15 protein-coding genes are annotated in these 17,978 nt (G+C 59.4%); 12 read left to right on the top strand and 3 right to left on the bottom strand.

All coding sequences use genetic code 11. The features are described from left to right. Nucleotides 1-8: 8 nt before the first annotated feature. Nucleotides 9-1,103 (bottom strand): LacI family DNA-binding transcriptional regulator, encoded by a 1,095-nt coding sequence (locus PY649_RS08305; RefSeq protein WP_285867774.1) that lies wholly within the window; start codon nucleotides 1,101-1,103, stop codon nucleotides 9-11. Nucleotides 1,104-1,593: 490 nt separating this feature from the next. On the opposite strand from PY649_RS08305, the gene PY649_RS08300 reads away from it, so the two are divergent. The 6 genes from PY649_RS08300 to PY649_RS08275 all read left to right on the top strand — a co-directional run bounded on the left by PY649_RS08300 (nucleotide 1,594) and on the right by PY649_RS08275 (nucleotide 8,558). Then, on the top strand, nucleotides 1,594-2,637 hold the full coding sequence (locus PY649_RS08300) for a ketopantoate reductase family protein (RefSeq protein WP_285867773.1): 1,044 nt from the start codon (nucleotides 1,594-1,596) through the stop codon (nucleotides 2,635-2,637). Between the two features lie 109 nt (nucleotides 2,638-2,746). Beyond that, nucleotides 2,747-3,808, top strand: coding sequence for a ketopantoate reductase family protein (locus PY649_RS08295; RefSeq protein ID WP_285867772.1), 1,062 nt, complete (start codon nucleotides 2,747-2,749; stop codon nucleotides 3,806-3,808). A 58-nt stretch (nucleotides 3,809-3,866) separates the two neighbouring features. Next, nucleotides 3,867-4,973: a sugar ABC transporter substrate-binding protein gene (locus PY649_RS08290; protein WP_285867771.1), complete on the top strand. Its 1,107-nt coding sequence runs from the start codon at nucleotides 3,867-3,869 to the stop codon at nucleotides 4,971-4,973. A gap of 16 nt (nucleotides 4,974-4,989) precedes the next feature. Next, nucleotides 4,990-6,015 carry an ABC transporter permease gene (locus PY649_RS08285; RefSeq protein ID WP_285867770.1) on the top strand — a complete coding sequence of 342 codons (1,026 nt, stop codon included), beginning with the start codon at nucleotides 4,990-4,992 and terminating at the stop codon, nucleotides 6,013-6,015. Next, nucleotides 6,012-7,529: a sugar ABC transporter ATP-binding protein gene (locus tag PY649_RS08280; RefSeq protein ID WP_285867769.1), complete on the top strand. Its 1,518-nt coding sequence runs from the start codon at nucleotides 6,012-6,014 to the stop codon at nucleotides 7,527-7,529. Before PY649_RS08285 ends, PY649_RS08280 begins: the two co-directional genes overlap by 4 nt. Nucleotides 7,530-7,577: 48 nt before the next feature. Continuing rightward, nucleotides 7,578-8,558 carry an ABC transporter permease gene (locus PY649_RS08275; RefSeq protein WP_285867767.1) on the top strand — a complete coding sequence of 327 codons (981 nt, stop codon included), beginning with the start codon at nucleotides 7,578-7,580 and terminating at the stop codon, nucleotides 8,556-8,558. Between the two features lie 86 nt (nucleotides 8,559-8,644). Here PY649_RS08275 and PY649_RS08270 read toward each other — a convergent pair whose 3' ends face one another. Next, nucleotides 8,645-10,366 carry an extracellular solute-binding protein gene (locus PY649_RS08270; RefSeq protein ID WP_285867766.1) on the bottom strand — a complete coding sequence of 574 codons (1,722 nt, stop codon included), beginning with the start codon at nucleotides 10,364-10,366 and terminating at the stop codon, nucleotides 8,645-8,647. 70 nt (nucleotides 10,367-10,436) lie between these two features. Further along, nucleotides 10,437-11,363 (bottom strand): NAD(P)-dependent oxidoreductase, encoded by a 927-nt coding sequence (locus PY649_RS08265; RefSeq protein ID WP_285867765.1) that lies wholly within the window; start codon nucleotides 11,361-11,363, stop codon nucleotides 10,437-10,439. A 363-nt stretch (nucleotides 11,364-11,726) separates the two neighbouring features. Between PY649_RS08265 and PY649_RS08260 the strand changes: the two genes are divergently transcribed. The 6 genes from PY649_RS08260 to PY649_RS08235 all read left to right on the top strand — a co-directional run bounded on the left by PY649_RS08260 (nucleotide 11,727) and on the right by PY649_RS08235 (nucleotide 17,967). Continuing rightward, a complete protein-coding gene (locus PY649_RS08260; RefSeq protein WP_285867764.1) occupies nucleotides 11,727-12,860 on the top strand; it encodes an ABC transporter substrate-binding protein in 1,134 nt (377 codons plus the stop codon). Between the two features lie 62 nt (nucleotides 12,861-12,922). Continuing rightward, nucleotides 12,923-14,413: a sugar ABC transporter ATP-binding protein gene (locus PY649_RS08255; protein ID WP_285867763.1), complete on the top strand. Its 1,491-nt coding sequence runs from the start codon at nucleotides 12,923-12,925 to the stop codon at nucleotides 14,411-14,413. 8 nt (nucleotides 14,414-14,421) lie between these two features. Next, a complete protein-coding gene (locus PY649_RS08250; RefSeq protein WP_285867762.1) occupies nucleotides 14,422-15,387 on the top strand; it encodes an ABC transporter permease in 966 nt (321 codons plus the stop codon). Then, a complete protein-coding gene (locus PY649_RS08245) occupies nucleotides 15,387-16,364 on the top strand; it encodes an ABC transporter permease (protein WP_285867761.1) in 978 nt (325 codons plus the stop codon). Before PY649_RS08250 ends, PY649_RS08245 begins: the two co-directional genes overlap by 1 nt. A 22-nt stretch (nucleotides 16,365-16,386) precedes the next feature. After that, nucleotides 16,387-17,175 carry a glucose 1-dehydrogenase gene (locus PY649_RS08240; RefSeq protein WP_285867760.1) on the top strand — a complete coding sequence of 263 codons (789 nt, stop codon included), beginning with the start codon at nucleotides 16,387-16,389 and terminating at the stop codon, nucleotides 17,173-17,175. A 24-nt stretch (nucleotides 17,176-17,199) separates the two neighbouring features. Beyond that, nucleotides 17,200-17,967: an SDR family NAD(P)-dependent oxidoreductase gene (locus PY649_RS08235; protein ID WP_285867759.1), complete on the top strand. Its 768-nt coding sequence runs from the start codon at nucleotides 17,200-17,202 to the stop codon at nucleotides 17,965-17,967. Nucleotides 17,968-17,978 lie beyond the last annotated feature (11 nt).

Below are 17,978 nucleotides of genomic sequence, written 5' to 3'. Positions count from 1 at the left end.
TCGGGCACCTAGCCGGCCCGCATCCTCTCCTTTGAAGGCGAATGCGTTTTCGGCTTGCGTGCTGGCCCCGTTGACCCGCGCACGACCACGTGCGGTGTGAGCAGAATGCGTTTCACCGGCTGATGGAGATTATTGATCAGGCTCATCAAGAGCTCCGCGCTTTCGGATCCAAGATCGCGGCCCGCATTGTGCAAGGTCGTCAAGGGCGGCGAGAGCATGTTCATGAACGGTAGATCGTTGACGCCGGAGATCGAAATCTGTTCAGGGCAAGCGACTCCGGCGGATCTAAGAGCCATGAGGCACCCCACTGCCAGAAGGTCATTGAAGGCGAGCACGGCGGTGCTCGACAGCCCGTTCGCGAGCATTTGTCCCATGATGCGTTCGCCCTCCGCCACGTCGTAGGCTCGTGCCTCGATCACGTCGAAGCGACAGCCGGCAGCTTTTTCCAATCGCGCTCCTGCGTTAAAGCCCATGAGCCTGTTTTGCGCCGTCGATGCGGCCAATGGGGGCGTTACATAGGTAATGTCCCGATGCCCGAGGTCGAGCACATGTTCGACGAGCGCTTGAACCCCGACGGCATCATCCATCGAGACGGAGGAGATGCGGTTGTGCCGGGGATCACGCAGGACAGCAACCGTCGGGATCCCAAGCTGCAGGCACAGGTCGGCCGACGGGTCGTTGAGTTCGAAGCTCGCCACGATTAGGCCGGCGACAAACTGACTGGACATCCGCTCGATAATCGAGCGCAGCTTTGCGGGGCTGTAGTCCGAGTTCGCGACGAAAGTCACGTAGCCTTCCTCCGCGACGCGCTCTTCAATGGCCGCGATAATCGGCGAGAATAGCGGGTCGCTCAGATTGGGGACGACAAGTCCGATCGTGCCGGTTTTCTGCGTGCGCAGGCTGGAGGCCAGCGTGTTGGGTCTGTAGCCGAGCTGCTCCGCGACCTTTTCGATCTTCCGGACGACCTTGCTGGAAATCCGATGGCTTGCCTTCGGGTTAAGTGCCCGTGACGCGGTCGAAACGTGCACACCCGCACTATTTGCGACGTCGACAATGGTGACGCGCGAACGCTTCTTCTGATCTTCGTGAATAGTGTCACTCATCTTACCCCAGCCGCATCATAGTGATTCAGTCTAGGGAAAATAAGCGATCAAACCTTTGCGCACAAGCGAGCCTATTTGAAAGCACGGATTGCCGTGAGGCCAAAAGCGAGGCATCAAAATGAAAATCTTGGCAACTCCGGCCCGTCCCAGGCGGCTCGACCGACCATTTCGTTTTGAAAATGGCGCCTGCTTGGAGCGCCGCTGAGTTTTTTGACATCTGAGACAAGCAGGCATTTCCGACAGCGTTTTGATCCTTTCGTGGCATATCTCATCCTTATTTTTAGATTGAAAGCAAACGGTTGCGCGTCCAGAGGATTGTCAAGTCTTCCTTGATTTGCAGCATTTTAGGCACATTGTGGATGAGATGTGCAAAAATCCAAGACAAATGAGAGCAAACGTTTGCCCTTGACTCTGACCGTTATTGCCTTTTATCTCTGCGTTCGGTGGCGGCAAACATCGGGTCCCGGCGGGACATAGAGAGGAACACGCGATGACCTGGGATACGGGGAGTGATTTGAAGATCGCGTTCGTCGGGACAGGCGCTCAGGGCGCCTCGATCGGTGCCGATTTCATCATCGCCGGCCTGGATGTGACCTTCATCGAGCAGTGGCCGGAGCATGTCTTCGCCATGCGGGAGAGGGGGATAACGGTCAATCTGCCTTCGCGGTCGATCAATGCAAACGTTCGCACACTGCATCTGTGTCAGGTTGCCGAACTTCGGGAAACCTTCGACATCGTCTTTCTCGTCGTCAAGGCATACGACACCCGTTGGACATGCCAGTTGATCGAACCCATTCTGGCGCCTGACGGGTTGGTCGTAGGGCTCCAGAACGGAATGACGCTCGACGACATCGCTTCCGTGGTCGGTGATGAGCGCTGTGTAGGCGCCGTATTCGACATGGCCTCCAACATGTTCACGCCCGGCGTCACCAACCGTCAGAACGATCACGATACGTCCTGGTTCGCGCTCGGCGCCGTCGATGCGAGAAACCGGCAACGTGTCGAGCGAATTGCCGAACTGCTGCGCCACAGCGGTCGTGTGGACGTCTCCGACGACATCCGATCGGCCAAATGGATGAAACTGATCGTCAATGCCGCCCAGCTCGTCCCGTCGGCCATTCTGAACCTTCCATTTGCCGAGGCGGTGCGAATGCCTGGCATGATGGGTGTCATGCGAGCTGCCGGTTATGAAGCGATGCGGGCTGCCCAGATCGACGGGGCAAAAATCGTTCCGATCCTCGGAATGCCGCCGACAAAGGCAAACGACCCCGAGCGATATGTCGATGAGATTTTCGACGAGGTTCTCAAGACATTCATGATGCCCGATACGCTGGCGACCGTCCTGCAGGACTGGCGAAAAGGCCGGCGCGGCGAGGTTCTCGATATCAACGGGCAGGTCGTGAAGACGCTGGAGAAGGCCGGTCAGGCTGCCCCCGTCAACAGCAGGATCGTGGAGGTCGCGCTTGCGATCGAAAAAGGCGCTCTACCGGCAGAGCCCTCGAACAGTTCGCTTCTCGTCGGGCGGGGGACATGAGGAATGTATCCGCATTGCGCTACGGAAGAGGAATCCAGGCAGACCAGCTGAGCTGGTGAAAATGTTCGAACCGCGCGTGCAGGGCGCGCAATTTGCAAAGGAGAGCTACATGACTTGGGATAAAACGCGCGGCCCGAGGATCGCATTCGTCGGAACCGGCGCGCAGGGGGCATCGATCGGCGCGGACTTTGCCTTGGCCGGTCTCGATGTGACCTTCATCGAACAATGGCCCGAGCATGTAATGGCGATACGTGAACACGGTATCACCGTGAATTTGCCGACACGCACCATCAACACCAAGGTTCCGGCGCTCCATCTCTGCCAGGTCGCGGAGATCAAGGAGCCATTCGATGTCGTTTTTCTCGTCGTCAAGGCCTACGACACCAAGTGGGCATGTCAGCTGATCGAGCCGTACCTGGCTCCGGACGGCCTGGTTGTCGGCCTTCAGAACGGCATGACGCATGAGGACATTGCCGCCATCGTCGGCCGGGAGCGCACGATTGGCGCCGTTATCGAAATCGCCTCCAACATGTTCGTACCGGGCATAACCAACCGGCAGAACGACCATGACACGTCATGGTTCGCCCTCGGCGCGCTTGATCCCAAGACGCAGGAACGGGTCGAGGACGTTGCCGATCTGCTGCGCAACTCCGGCACGGTGGAGGTCGTCGACGATATTCGTTCCGCCAAGTGGATGAAGCTTGTCGTCAACGCGGCCGAATTGATCCCGTCGGCGATCGTCAATCTGCCGCTGGCGGATGCCACCCGCGCTCCCGGCATGCTCGAAGTGATGCGGACTGCCGGATACGAGGCGATGCAGGCAGCGCTCGCCGACGGCGCAAAAATCATCCCGATTATCGGCATGCCGCCGATCACGACCAATCATCCCGAGCGGTATGTCGACCGCATTTTCGAGGAAGTGCTGACGACGTTTTCGCAGGCGGACACGCTGACGACTTCCCTCCAGGACTGGCGCAAAGGTCGGCGCGCGGAGATACAGGAAGTCAACGGTTGGGTCGTGGATATGCTGCGAACGCACGGCCAGTCCGCTCCGATCAATCAGCGCGTCTTGGAGATGGCCTTCGACATCGAGGCCGGGAGGCTCGAGGCGCATCCAGAAAACTCCAAGCTTCTGATCGAAGCCTATGAGGCCATTGCCGACCGCCGATGACCGCGCGGAGAGCACGGCGCACCTATCGATATGCATTTAACCTGAGGAGGAGAATGACATGAAATCGCATTTGAAATTCGGCCTGTTCGCCGGGTGGCTGCTGACAACCGCCACCGTCTGTGCAGGCATTGCGCTCCCGACGACCCAGGCGACCGCCGCCGAAGCCAAGGGCGGCCGTTTGATCGTAGGTATCGACGAGACGGCTTCGGAATATTGGTCTGAATATCTTCAGGGCGTGAAGGATATCGCCGAGTCGCTCGGTAAGGACCCGGCCGTTCTTACGAGCAACTATCAGGGAGACCAGTTGCTCGCGCAGCTCGGTGCGACTTATGCGGCCGGCTGCAATCAATGCGCGCTTGCCACTGACCCGTCGTCCAATGCCTTTGTGAAGGCTGTGGTCAACAGGTCGGCCAAGTCGAAGGTGCATGTGGTCACGATCTGGAACCGGCCCGAGGACATCCATCCTTGGGACACGGATTCGAAATACTGGGTCGCCCACACGTCTTTCGATGGCGTGATGTCCGGCTACTATCAGGCCATGGCGCTTTGCAAGGCGCTGAACGGCAAGGGCAAGATTGCTGCGATCGAGGGTGTCCCGTCGACACCGCCGGCCTATCAGCGTATCGCTGGCCTGAAGAAAGGGCTGAAGGAATGCCCCGGCCTGGAGTTGGTCGACACCCAAGTCGGCGATTGGCAGGAAACCAAGGCGCAGAACATCACCCGTACCTGGCTGGCGCGTTACGGCGATCAACTGCAGGGCATTTTTGCATCCAACGATGCAATGGGCCGCGGAGCGGTCGCAGCGCTGAAGGAAAAGGGCCTGAACGGTAAGGTACTGGTTACCGGATCGGATGGATCGAATATCGGTCTGGAGATGGTCAAGAACGGCGACATGCTTGCCACTGTCTGGAACGACCCGGTCCTGCAGGGCGCAGTCTCCATGTCGCTCGCCTACGCAGCCGCGATCGGCGACGTCGATCCGGAGAAGCTGTCGCATGCGCAGCGCGACTTTTATCTGAAGCAGGACGTGGTGACGAAGGATAACGTCGACAAGTACCTGGATCTCAAGAAGAACGCGCCGAAATACACCTACGCCCAAATCAAGCAGGACTTCTGGAAGGATTCCGCCGGTCAGATTCCTGAAGGCGCAAACCAGAACAACTAATCGGAAGGAGGAGTCGATGGAAGCCGCTACCAGCATGAACTCCAAAACGGTCGCACGCTCGCCGACGTTTCTCGAAGAGATCAGAAGCAAGTTGCCTTGGACCCAGTTCGCTGGCCCTATCGCGGCACTCATCGTGCTGTCGGTTGGCTTCCAGCTGGTCAGCGGAAGCTTCTTCACGATCGACAACCTCAAATCCGTCGTCGAGGCAGCGGCGGTCCCGGCCATACTCGCCGCTGCCATCAGTTTCGTGGTCATCATGGGCTCCATCGACCTGTCGCTGGAGGGCATCATGGCCGCGACGAGCATGATCGTTGCCCTGTTGGTCGCCAATGGCGTCAATGGCAATGATTACGGACTAGTGGGCTTGCTTGCCGCGCTTGCGGCAGGTCTCGCCTTCGGTCTGTTCAACGCGGTGCTCAACGCAATCTTGCGGATGCCATCGTTGATCGTCACCCTCGGCACCTGGTTTGTCGGATTGGGGATTGCGGCCGTGCTTTTTCCCGAGCGCGTGCCGCAGATCAACGATCCACTTGTCCTGAACCTGGCAAGGCTGCGGATCTTCGACTTGAGCCTGGTCGTCTATATTGCGCTGGCGATCATCGTCGTCAGCCAGCTTGTCCTCAACTACACGAGGCTTGGGCGGATGATCTACGCGATCGGCGGTGACGAAGGTCTGCTGGTCGCTTCGGGCTTGCGTGTCCGGCACATCAAGATAGCGGCCTTCTCGATCTGTGGACTGCTGGCAGGGCTATGCGGCGTGCTGCTGTCCGCCCAGCTCAGCACCGGCAATGCCAATATCGGCAACGGCCTGCTGTTTCCGGCGATCAGCGCTTCGGTGCTCGGTGGAACGGTCCTGACCGGCGGTCGGGGCGGGGCAGTACAGTCCGCCTTGGGCGCCTTGATCCTGGAGGTTCTCAATAACGGCCTGATACAGATTGGGGCGGGTCCCTATACACGTCACATCATCAGCGGCGCGGTCATCGTCGTCGCGGTTGCTGCCGGCGGATGGCATCGCCGCCGCAAATTGAGGGTGGTAAAATGATCGGTTCGCTCGTTCTCCAAGGCATACGCAAAACGTATGGCAGCGTTGTTGCGCTCGAAGGCATAGATTTGCAGATTCCCGCCGGGCAAGTCCTTGGCCTGATCGGCCAGAACGGCTCCGGAAAGTCGACCTTGCTGAAGATTTTGGCGGGGCTCACGACGCCAGACCAGGGTCAGCTGCTGCTTGACGGAAAGCCGATCGTCCTGGGCTCCGCCGCCGCGGCGGGCAGCCATGGAATTGGGATGGTTCACCAGGAACAGTCGCTCATTCCGAACCTGACCGTCGCCGAGAACATCTTTCTGGACAAGCCGCATCCTGCCAAGCGAAACGGGCTCTATAGATGGTCCGCGCTGAACAAAGCGGCACGCGCGCAGTTGCACAAGATTTCCGTCGATCTGCCGACCCACATCCCGGTGGAAGATTTGCGGTTTGCGGAACGCCAGCAGGTCGAACTCGCCAAGGTGCTCGCAATCGAGGAGCTTGTCGATCGACCGCCCATCATCCTCTTCGACGAGCCCACTTCGGTACTCACCCCCGACGAGATCAAGTTGTTGTTTAAGCAGATCAACAGGTTGCGTGGAAATGCGACGATCGTCTTCGTCTCGCACCGGCTGGAGGAAGTGTTGGAAATCAGCGACCGTGTCGTCGTCATGACGGATGGTCGAAAGGTGGCGGAGAGGGAAAGCCGGTCAGTCGACCGCAACGAGCTCTACGAACTGATGGTCGGGCGGCAACGCGTGACGGAGCCCCGTGGAGACCGTGGTTTGGCGAAACAGGATGCAAAGGCGGTCCTTAAGCTGGAACGGCTGAGCAGTGGCACACACTTCCGCAATGTCAGCCTTGAAGTCAGCCGCGGCGAGATCTTGGGGGTAGCTGGGGTTCTCGGCTCCGGTGCTGAAGAAGTTTGCCGGGCAGTGTTCGGCGCAGAGCGCGTCGATACCGGCAGGATTTCCTTGAGCGGCAAAGCTGTCGCGCCGGGCAGTCCTCGCACGGCCGTCCGCCAGGGCATAGGCTATCTTCCGGCCGACCGGCGCTCGGAGGGCATGTTGGCCAGTCGTTCTCTCTTCGAAAACGCCGTTCTGACATTCGGTCTTGATTATGGCTGGCGCTCGCTCATGCTGCGACGAAGCAAGGAGCGGCCTGTCGCGCTTGATTGGATGCGGCGCCTGAAAGTGAAGATGCACACGCCTTTCGCTCCGATTTCCAGCCTCAGTGGTGGCAATCAGCAGAAAACCATACTGGCAAAATGGCTCATGGCGAAAGACCTCAAGGTTCTGCTGCTCGATCATCCAAGCAGGGGCCTCGATCCAGGTGCGAGAGACGACCTGTTCGCCGTCATCCGGCAACAGGCCCAAAACGGTCTTTCGATCATCTTCGTCGGAGATACGATTTCGGAGCTTCTGGAGCTTTCCGACCGTATCGTCGTCATGCGTGACGGAGAAATCACCGCCCATTTCGATCTGACAGCCGGCGACTTGCCTAAGGAAGAGGATGTCGTGGCGGCCATGGTCTGACATCTGTCGCACGGGCCGCTACACTGAATTTCACAGGGAAACACCACGATGCAAAACGCACTCGACACCACGCTTATCCGTGCTCTTGGCGGGCAGCAGTCGACGATCTTGCGGGCTCTCGGCCCAATGCTCGTATTGATTGCGCTCGTGCTGGCGAGCGCCATAATCGCGCCGGGAGTCCTGGAAACGGATTCTTTGGTGAGTTTCCTTTCGGACGCCGCGCCGGTCATCGCTCTCGTCATCGGCGGAACGTTGCCGATTCTGGCGGGCAGCATCGACCTATCCGTTGCCGGCGTTGCATCCCTGACCGGAGTCCTGGTCGTCGTCCTCAATCCGATCTTCGGCCCGTGGACGTCGATTACCGTCGTCCTGATCGCGATGTGTTTCGGGGCCGCGCAAGGATGGTTCCATGCATGGCTGCAACTGCCCTCTTTCATCGTGACCTTGGGGACGCTCAGCATACTGTCCGGTCTGGCGCTGCTTCTCTCGAACGCCACGGCAGAGCCGATCCCCGACAATGATCTGTTTGTGACCTGGCTTGCAGACAACACTGCGCAAATTCCCAATACCGTGATCGCGCTTATCGTCATCGTCGCTGTCTTGGGGACTTTGCTGCGATATCTGCGCCTCGGGCGAGACATCTATGCTCTGGGGACCGGCGAGCGCGCCGCAATCATGTCGGCGGTCAACGTGATCGCCGTGCGTACGACCATCTTCGCCGTTTCCGCCGGTTGCGCGTCGATTGCCGGATTGTTCCTGATATCCGTAACGACGTTCAGCTCGCCGACGCTTGCCGGCAATCTGCTGCTTCTCTCGATCGTCGGTGTCGTTCTGGGCGGTACGGCAATATCGGGCGGCGTGGGCGGACTGCTGCCGGCGGTCGTGGGGGGATTGATCACCTCCTGGCTCAGGATCGTCACGGTCATCATCGGCGTGCAGCCCACGGCCCAGAACATCGTATTCGGGTTGACGGCGCTGGTGGCAGTCGCCCTGACGACCGACCGCAGCAAGCTCGGCATCATCAAATGATGGCGCCTCCTGGCTGAGTGCCGCGGCAACCTTAGGCAGCAGACCGTGGCTCAGGTCGCCCAACGGAAATGCCGCCAAATTGGCGTCTAAACCACGCCCTGCCTGGCCCGCCGTCCACGAGCGGATTTCAAGCTGAATTCGATCTGCTGCGCAGCATCTTCGAGGGCAAGTCGCGGCGGCTTGTCACCTGTGAGCGCATTGTGAATCTCCGCGCCCAGTATTTTCTCGATCATCGTGTACTGCGGGATATTCGGCCGCGGCCACGTATGCAGAAGGTTCTTTTTCGCGAGCTGATCGACGAAACGGACGATCGGCGAGCTAGCCGCCGCTTCCGGATCCGCGCTGACCGAAAAGCGCGGGGCGACCGGGAACCCGTTCTTGACATGCGCCTTCATCGCTTCCCGCGAGGCCATCCAGGCAATCGCATCTGCCGCCAATTCCACCCGCTCTTCCGGCAGGTTGGTCGGGATGCAGAACAGGAAGCCGCCAATGGGCGACGCACGAGTGCCGCCTGGGCCGGACGGCTGCGGCAAATATTCCACACGCCGCTTCACGACGGATTGAACGTCGTATTCGAAGCGGGCGGTGCGCATCGTCCAGAAATAGCCGAGGCTCGCCCTTCCCTTGAGGAATACTTCGAGGGTCTGATCCCAGGCCATTTCAAGGATCTTTGGCGGCGAGATTTCGATCAACCGGCGCATATATTCAAGCGCGGCAAAGCCGGCATCCGAGAGGATCGTGCAACTCAGTTCGTCGAGGTCGGTCCCATCCAGGGTGAAGCCCGAGCGCGTTCTGCGCAGCGATATCGCCGGCTGTCCGCAAGCTCCGAGGAAAAACATGAAGCTGGATGCGATCGGCATGCCGCGCGCGCCGTCCCACACCGCCCCGAACATACCGTCATCCGGCGCATGGAAACGGCGACCGGCTGCGATCACGTCGTCGAAGGTCCTGGGAAAGGGAAGTCCTGCCTCTGAGAACAGGTCTTTTCTGGCTGCGAGAAGCTCGACCGTGCAATAGCCGGGCACGCCATAATCTTTTCCCTCCCATGTCGCGGTGGACCAAATGGAAGGATGGAAATCGAGCGGGTTGATGCCGGTTGTCTGGATGTAAGTGTCGATGGGCCGGATGATGCCGCTTTCGGCGAACTCCCCGAGCCAGGGCATATTGATGGCGATGACATCGTATTTGGAAACCGGCAGAGCGCCGTTCTCGCGGGCACGCCGGTAAAGTTCCGGAAGCGGCAGCAGGTCGAAATTCTTCCGCGAGGCGAGATTGTTGCGGAAGTCCGCCCACATGTTGCGCATCGCCGAGAAATAATTGTCATCGTTCAAGAGGAAGCGCAGTTCGATCTGCGATTCCGCGCGCTTCTGCACGAGGCGCATCGGCGGAATGATCTGCGATCCAAGCGGCGTGCCGCCAAAATAATACTCGTCTTCCTGCTCGCCAGCACGCAAGCCCAGCGTCTGGGCCAGCAGCGACTTGGTCTTGCGCGCATAGGATTCGAATGACTGTAAAAGCTGCTCGCTAGGCTGCAAGGCGAAGCTTTTTCCGGTGGTGCCCTTGGCCACTTTCTGGATATAGCCGCCATCGATAAGGCGGTTTATCAATCGCATGGACGTCGCATAGGCCAAGCCGGACTCTTGCCCCAGGGCCGAGATGGAAACGGTTTGGCTGAGGATATGGGATTTGATGAGGTAGGTGACGACGCGCCAGACGGCGTCATCATCTGCCGGCTCAACAACCTCCCTGAAGGGGCTGCGCGTTTTCTCGATAAAGTCGATGACGCGCAGCATTTCATATTCGTTCACGTCGGCACCTCCCAACCGTCGCGCTGCCGAAGATCAGGTTAGCCGGCAAATTCCAACTTTGCCAGCATGCTCAGACAGCCTTCAGATCACGGGATCCGGCAATGCCATTTCGCGTCAGGCCGGCCAGACGTTCGTACTGCTCGAAAAGAACGAAGAAGTCCTTTTCAGCCAAGCCGTCCGCGAATGCAGCCTCATATTGCTGCCTGATCATCGATGCGAGGTACATTGGCACATGATCTGACTTGGCTGCACCCAGTATGAGGTCAAAATCCTTCATCATCTGCGAGACCGAGAACGCCGGATCGAAATTGCGATTGACGAGCAAGTCTCGCTTGTAGGCGATCAGCGGTGAAGCCACCGCGCTTTCGCAAATGACGTTGAGCATCGTCTCGACGGAGAGATTCCCCTTCAGCCCAAGGGTTAGCGCTTCGCCAAGGAGGGCGGCCGTCGCACCAACAAGGGCGTTCAGCACGAGCTTCAGATAGCGGGCTTCCTCACCCGCGCCGAGATAAAAGCGGCGGGAAGAGAAGCAGGCCAAAATGGGCTCGACCTTCCGATAGGCCTCTTCCGGCCCCGAAACCATTACAGACAGCATGCCGGATGAGGCGGTGACCGTACTCCCGGACACGGGCGCACGCAGGTAGGAGATGCCTTTGCTGCTGAGGGCGGAATTGACCTCGGCGGACAGTTCCGGTGAGACGGTACTCATTTCGACGAGGATCTGTCCGGGCTTCATCAGTTCGGCAAGAGCTCCCGGCGACAAAGTCAGCTCGCGAAGGACCATATCGTTGGGAATGGTCAGCATGATCACGTCGGCGGCTTCGGCAAGATCCTCAAGCGAATGCGCGACATTGGCGCCTTGCGCTACAATGGAAGCCCGATTTTCAGGAAGCGGCTCATAAACCGACAACGCATATCCATTCTCCAGGACGCGGCGGCTCATCGGCGTACCCATCTTTCCGATTCCGGCCCATCCCACTCTCAGTGTCTCGCTCATACACACCCTTCCTTTCCCGCCAACCGATCGCCGGCCAGAAAATTTTCAATGCCGCTATCTCAGGGAGGAAGGCCGACCGCACGACAAACAAAGACTTCGTTTGCGTGCATGCGCACTATCCTCCCGGTTGAATACTATCTTCGATCGGAGTCGGATTACTGCATTTAAAATATCCATTTTGGATAATTAATGGTTTGTCGAAGCATAGGTTCATCCTTTAGCCTCATTTTTGGATCGCACGACGGTTCCCTCGGGAGGAATATAGTCGTCAGCAAAACAGAATTGCCGCGGAAAGCAGCGTTTTCCGTGAACGATACTTTGTTGCGGAGCGATTAAGTCGATTTAACGGAGGAGGATTTTAGAATGAAAACCAAAGCTATTGGCATTATCGCTTCATTGGCTCTGCTCTCCAGCACTGTTACGACATTCGCGGATACCTACACCGGCGTGCCGAGAACATTCCTGTTCAACCCGTCGCTGGATGTTTGCTTCAAGGACACCGCGCAGTACAAGAAAGCCGGACCTTACACGATCGGGTTCTCGAATGCCGGTCTGGGTGACAGCTGGCGCGTCGTGATGCTGCACGCCATGGAAAAGGCGGCCGCCGAGCACAAGGATCAGATCAAGCATCTGCTCATTACCGATGCCGGTCATGACGACGCCAAACAGGTGTCCGATATCCAGGACCTGATTTCGCAGGGTGTCGATTTGCTGATCGTCAGTGCCAATACCGAGCAGGCGGTCGATCCGGCGGTGTCGCGGGCCATGGAGCAGGGTATTCCGGTTGTCATGGTCGACCGGCGCGTTTCCTCCGATAACTTCGTCACCTTCGTGACAGCATCCGATGCCATGATGGGGCGGCTGTTCGCCCAGTGGATCGTCGAGAAGCTTCACGGCAAGGGCAATATCGTGATCCTCGGCGGCCAGGCCGGTTCGAGCCCGAATGAATCGCGCGTCAAGGCCGCGATGCAGGTTCTCGACCAATACCCCGATATCAAGATCCTCGACACGGTCTATTCGGACTGGAGCCCGGTCAAGGGCAAGCAGGTCATGCAAGCTGTAATCGCCAAATACGGCAAGAACATCAATGCCGTCCTCTCCACCCATGGTCTGCAGACGCCGGGCTCCATCGAAGCTTTCCTCGAAGCCGGTTTCAAGCCTGGCGAGATTCCGCCGCACACCACCTCTGACGTCAACGGCCCGATGCAGATGGCGCTCAAGTACAAGGTGCCGATGCTTGAAGTCGGCTATCCTCCGGCCATGGGCGGCACCGCGATCGACGTTGCACTGAAAGTCCTTTCCGGCGCCAAGGTGCCCTGCACCTATGAAATCAATGCCCAGATCGCAACGACCGACGGTGATGAGACGGTCTCCATTCACCCTGACCTGCACATCAAGGACATGGTGATGCCGAACGCGCCCGCCGACGCACTGGTCACAGGCGGCATGGGCGCCGACTACAATCCGTCGACCTTCAAGATCGACTACCCGCAATAAGTCCTCCCAGGACACGGCGGGGCAATGGTGCCCCGCCGACTTCACAGTTGCGAGGACGGGATATGTTGTCACTGACGGGAATCTGCAAATCCTTTCCGGGCGTCAATGCGCTCACGGACATGGGGCTCGATGTTCACGCCGGCGAGATTCATGCGCTCGTGGGCGAAAACGGCGCCGGCAAATCAACGCTGACGCGCGTCATCGCCGGGGTTCACCAGCCCGACACAGGCACCATCACCTTTGACGGCAAGGCGGTCAAATGGGCCAAGCCCGGAGAGGCCAAGCAGGCCGGCATCCATGTCATATATCAGGAATTCGTCCTCTTCCCGCATCTGAGCGTCGCCGAGAACATCTTCATCGGTCATGAACGCCGCAACCGCCTAGGTCTGATTGATCACCGCAAGGCGGCTGCCGACGCTCGGGAACTGCTTGCCCGTTTCGGCCTGGATCTGGATCCGAAGGCGCTGGTAAAAGACCTGTCCGTTGCCGACCAGCAGATGGTCGAAATCGCCAAGGCGCTTGTCCACGAGGTCAAGCTGCTGATCCTCGACGAACCTACCGCCGTCATTTCAGGACACGAAGTCGAGGTGCTCTTTGCCCGTCTTCGGTCGCTGCGCGACGCCGGTGTCGCGATCATCTATATCTCGCATCGGCTGGAGGAGATCTTCGCGCTTTGCAATCGCGTCACCGTGTTGAAGGACGGCCGATATGTCGCGACGCGCGATATCGCCGACGTCAATCGCGACGAGCTGATTTCCCTGATGGTCGGCCGTTCGCTTGTGGAGCTCTTTCCGCCCCGCCGTCAATTGCTGGCCGATCGCCCGGTGGTCCTCGACGTGAAGAACGTCTCGGTTCCCGGTCGGGTGCGCAATGCATCGATCACCTTGCGTGCTGGTGAAATCACCGGGCTCGCGGGCATGGTCGGCGCTGGTCGTTCCGAACTCGCATTCGCCATATTCGGCGCACTGGAGACGTCGTCCGGTGAGGTCATCCTGGACGGCAAGGATATTTCCAGGATTACGCCGGCGCACGCAATTGCCGAGGGCATCGGCCTCGTCACGGAAGACCGCAAGGGTCAGGGGCTGGCCATGCAGCTTGATATCGCTGCGAATATCACGGCTTCGACGTTAGCGAGCGTGACACGGTATGGGCTGGTCGACCGCAGGCAGGAAGACGAAATCGCCAAAAGCGAGATCAACAACTACCGCATAGCCTGTCGCGGACCATCAACCGCTGTCTCCCTGATGTCGGGCGGCAACCAGCAGAAGGTCATCCTGGCGCGCTGGGCGCGCACGAGTACGCGCGTTCTCATTCTCGACGAGCCGACGCGCGGCGTCGACGTCGGCGCCAAGACGGAGATCTACCGCATCATCCAGGAGCTCGCTGATCGTGACATCGCGATCCTGATGATCTCGTCGGAATTGCCGGAAATCGTCGGCCTGTCGGATCATGTCTTCGTGATGCGGGAAGGCGAAATCACCGGTTCACTCGAAGCGGACGCGATCACCGAAGAAAGCGTGATCGCCCTTGCAACCCATCAACTGGCGGCGTGAGGCGGAAGATGAACGGCACTACCATCAAACTCGGATCGATTTTCAGCAGTTCGCGCGCCGGCATCATCGTCGTGATCGCCCTGTTGGTCGTCCTCCTCGCGACGGGCGTCCTGGTCTCGGACCGGTTCGGTACGTCAAGAAACATTCTCAACATCTACGAGCAATCGACCGGCCTGGCACTTGTCAGCCTCGGCCAGACGCTTGCGGTTCTGACTGGTGGCATCGATCTTTCGGTCGGTTCGATCATTAGCCTCACTTCGATGCTCACGTCGGGACAGATCAATGGCGACCAGGCCACGGTCGTGCCGGTGATCGCAGGCGTTCTCCTTCTCGGTATCGTCATCGGCGCCGCGAATGGCGGTGTCATCATCCTGACGGGCGTGCATCCGTTGATCGTCACGCTCGGCACCGGGGCGGTCATCCAGGGTGTCGCCTTGCTCTACGCGCTCGGACCTATCGGGAAGGTTCCGAAAGGCTTCGATTACTTCGCCTACGGCCGCTTGGCCGGCGGCCTTTCCATCGGCGCCACCGTCACTGTGCTTCTCTTCATCCTGGCGGCGTTTCTGCTCGCGAGAACACGGACCGGACGCCACATTTATGCCGTCGGCGACGACCCTCAGGCGGCAACCTTGATGGGTCTGCCCAAGACACGGATTATCTTGCTCGTCTACACTCTATCGGGACTGTTTGCCGCCCTGACTGGCGTCTACCTGGTCAGCCGGTTCGGTGTCGGCCAGCCCTATACCGGCGCCAACTATACGCTTGCGTCCATCACGCCAGTTGTTATCGGCGGCACCGTACTGGCGGGCGGCCGCGGTGGCGTACTTGGCACGCTGCTCGGTGTCTATCTCGTGTCGGTTCTTAATAACCTGTTGAACTTCCTCGGCGTCTCGACGCACATCCAGCTCGTCGCGCAAGGATTGGTCATCATCGCCGCCGTCTCCGTCTACGTGGAAAAGAGGAGGATAGCCTGATGGCAATTGCGAAAGCCAACGCGGCGGTCAGCGCGTCAAGTTCCGCGGGGATGCGAGCAGGAGATATCGGTAAGAAATACGGAATCTATCTGTTTCTCCTTGTCGCCATCCTGGTGACCACGGCCGTAAGCCCGACCTTCCTCAGCCCGGCCAATGTCTCGAACATGCTGATGCAGCTCGCGCCGCTGGCGATCGTCGTGATCGGCCAGACCTTCGTCATTCTCGTGAGGGGGCTCGATCTTTCCGTGGCGTCCGTCATGGCGACGGCTGCGGTCATTGCGACCAGCTTCAACGGCCAGAACAGCGACGCAGCGCTGATCTTGCTCGCCTGCATCGGAATGGGCGCGGCAACCGGCCTTGCCAACGGCCTGTTGGTGACGAAACGCAACGTCTCCCCGTTCCTGGCAACGCTCGCAACCATGATCGTCCTTCAGGGCTTTCGCTTCGCGGCGACGCAAGGAGCGCCTTCCGGCAATGTTCCGCCGATTTATCGACTGATTGGTTCCGCAACGCTTTCCGGCGTGCCTTACAACCTCATGGTCATGGTCGTGCTGGCGATCATCTTTGCGGTCCTGCTTCATCGCGCCGCTTTCGGCCGTCGCGTCTATATCACCGGCGGGAACCCGATCACGGCGCGCCTGGTCGGCATCGCGGCCGATCGTGTGACGATCATTTGCTACATGATTTGCGGCGTCCTAGCAGCAGTGGCGGGGCTCGTCCTCTCCGGGTTCGTCGGGGTCGTCGACAACTTTGTCGGACGCGGTTTTGAGCTCGACTCGATCGTCGCAGCGGTCATGGGCGGTGTCGCCCTTTCGGGAGGAAGGGGTACGATCCCCGGGGCGCTCGCTGGTGCAGCGATCCTGGTTGTCCTTTCAAACGCGGTGGTCATGGTCGGCATGCCCGTCCAGCTGCAAATCATCGTCAAGGGCGTCGTCATCATCGTGGCAGCGAGCCTCTACGTTCGCACCGTTCGATAGTAAAATGGGAAAGGGAGGTCCAATGAGCGGATCAGTCAACAACAAGGTCGTCATCGTCACCGGTTCCGGCCGCGGCATCGGCGCAGGTATCGCCGCCGACCTGGCCGCAAAGGGCGCCAAGGTCGTCATCGCCGATCTGAATGCCGAGGCGGCGCAGCAGACCGCCGCGAAAATTGTCTCGGACAGCGGAAACGCTGTCGCGCTCTCGGTCGATGTCTCCGACCGCGAGAGTGTTCAGGCCCTCATCGGTGAAACCGTGTCCCGTTTCGGCCGGCTGGATGTCATGTTCAACAATGCGGGTATCAGCCAGACGTGCCCGTTTTTGGAAGTGACCGAAGCCGACTTCGATCGGATCATGAAGATCAATGGCCTCGGCGTCCTGATCGGCACCCAGGAAGCGGCCAAGCAGATGATCAAGCAGGGCAACGGCGGCAAGATCATCAACACGGCTTCGATCGCCGGCAAGCAGGGCTATCCCTTGTTCGCGCATTATTGTGCCTCGAAATTCGCCGTTGTGGCCATCACGCAGGCTGCCGCCCGTGCGCTTGCGGAGCACAAGATCACCGTCAATTCCTTTGGCCCCGGCGTCGTGGCGACCGAGCTGTGGCAGCAACTGGACCGCGAATTCATGGAGCATGGGCTGACCTCGAAGCCGGAGCAGGCGATCAACGAGTTCTCGCAGTCGATTCTACTCGGCCGCGTATCCGTTCCGAAGGACATCGCCGGCGTGACGACATTCCTGGCGTCCGACGCCTCGGACTACATCACGGGCCAAACCGTTATGGTCGATGGCGGCATGGTCTTGATTTAAGAGAGGCATGAGGGAGGAGAACCAATGGTACGCTTGGCCAACAAAGTCGCTGTTATCACCGGCGGGAGCACCGGCATCGGCGAGGCAACCTGCTATCGTTTCGCAGAGGAGGGCGCAAAGGTCGCGATCTTCGACGTCAGCGCCGAGCAGGGCGCACGGGTCGCACGGGCAATAGAGGAAAAGGGCGGCGAGGCCGTATTCCGTCGTGTCGACGTCTCCAACGAGGATGAGGTCGCGCCGGCGGTGGCGGAGGTCGTGCGTGCGTGGGGCAAGCTCGACATCCTCGTCAACAATGCCGCCGTCACCGGCGTCAATAAGCTCGCCCATGAGGTGGCGGTCGACGAGTGGGATCGCATCTTCGCCATCAACGTGCGCGGTGTTTTTCTCTGCACCAAGCACGCGGTCAAAACGATGATGACGGCGAGGGCCGGCTCGATCGTCAATTTCTCGTCGATCTATGGCTTGATCGGCAATGACGACCTTCCTCCCTACCACGCGACCAAGGGCGCGGTCCTTGCGATGACGAAGACCGATGCCGTCTGCTATGCGCCGCATGGAATTCGCGTGAATGCCGTTCATCCCGGCTCGACGAAGACGCCCTTGTTCATGAAGGCTGGCGAAACCTATCCCGGCGGCCTCGATCACTATCTCGAAATGATGAAGTCGAAGCATCCGCTGACGCTTGGCGAGCCAATCGATGTCGCCAATTGCGTCCTCTTCCTGGCCTCCGATGAAGCCCGTTTCGTAACGGGCAGCAGCTTGGTCTGCGATGGCGGCTACACAGCGCAATAACTGAGAAAGGC

This window comes from Rhizobium mayense (assembly GCF_030272705.1).
Classification (GTDB): Bacteria; Pseudomonadota; Alphaproteobacteria; order Rhizobiales; family Rhizobiaceae; genus Rhizobium; species Rhizobium mayense.
The sequence above is the reverse complement of the archived record's forward strand: the minus strand, read 5'-3'. Positions and strand labels throughout refer to the sequence as shown.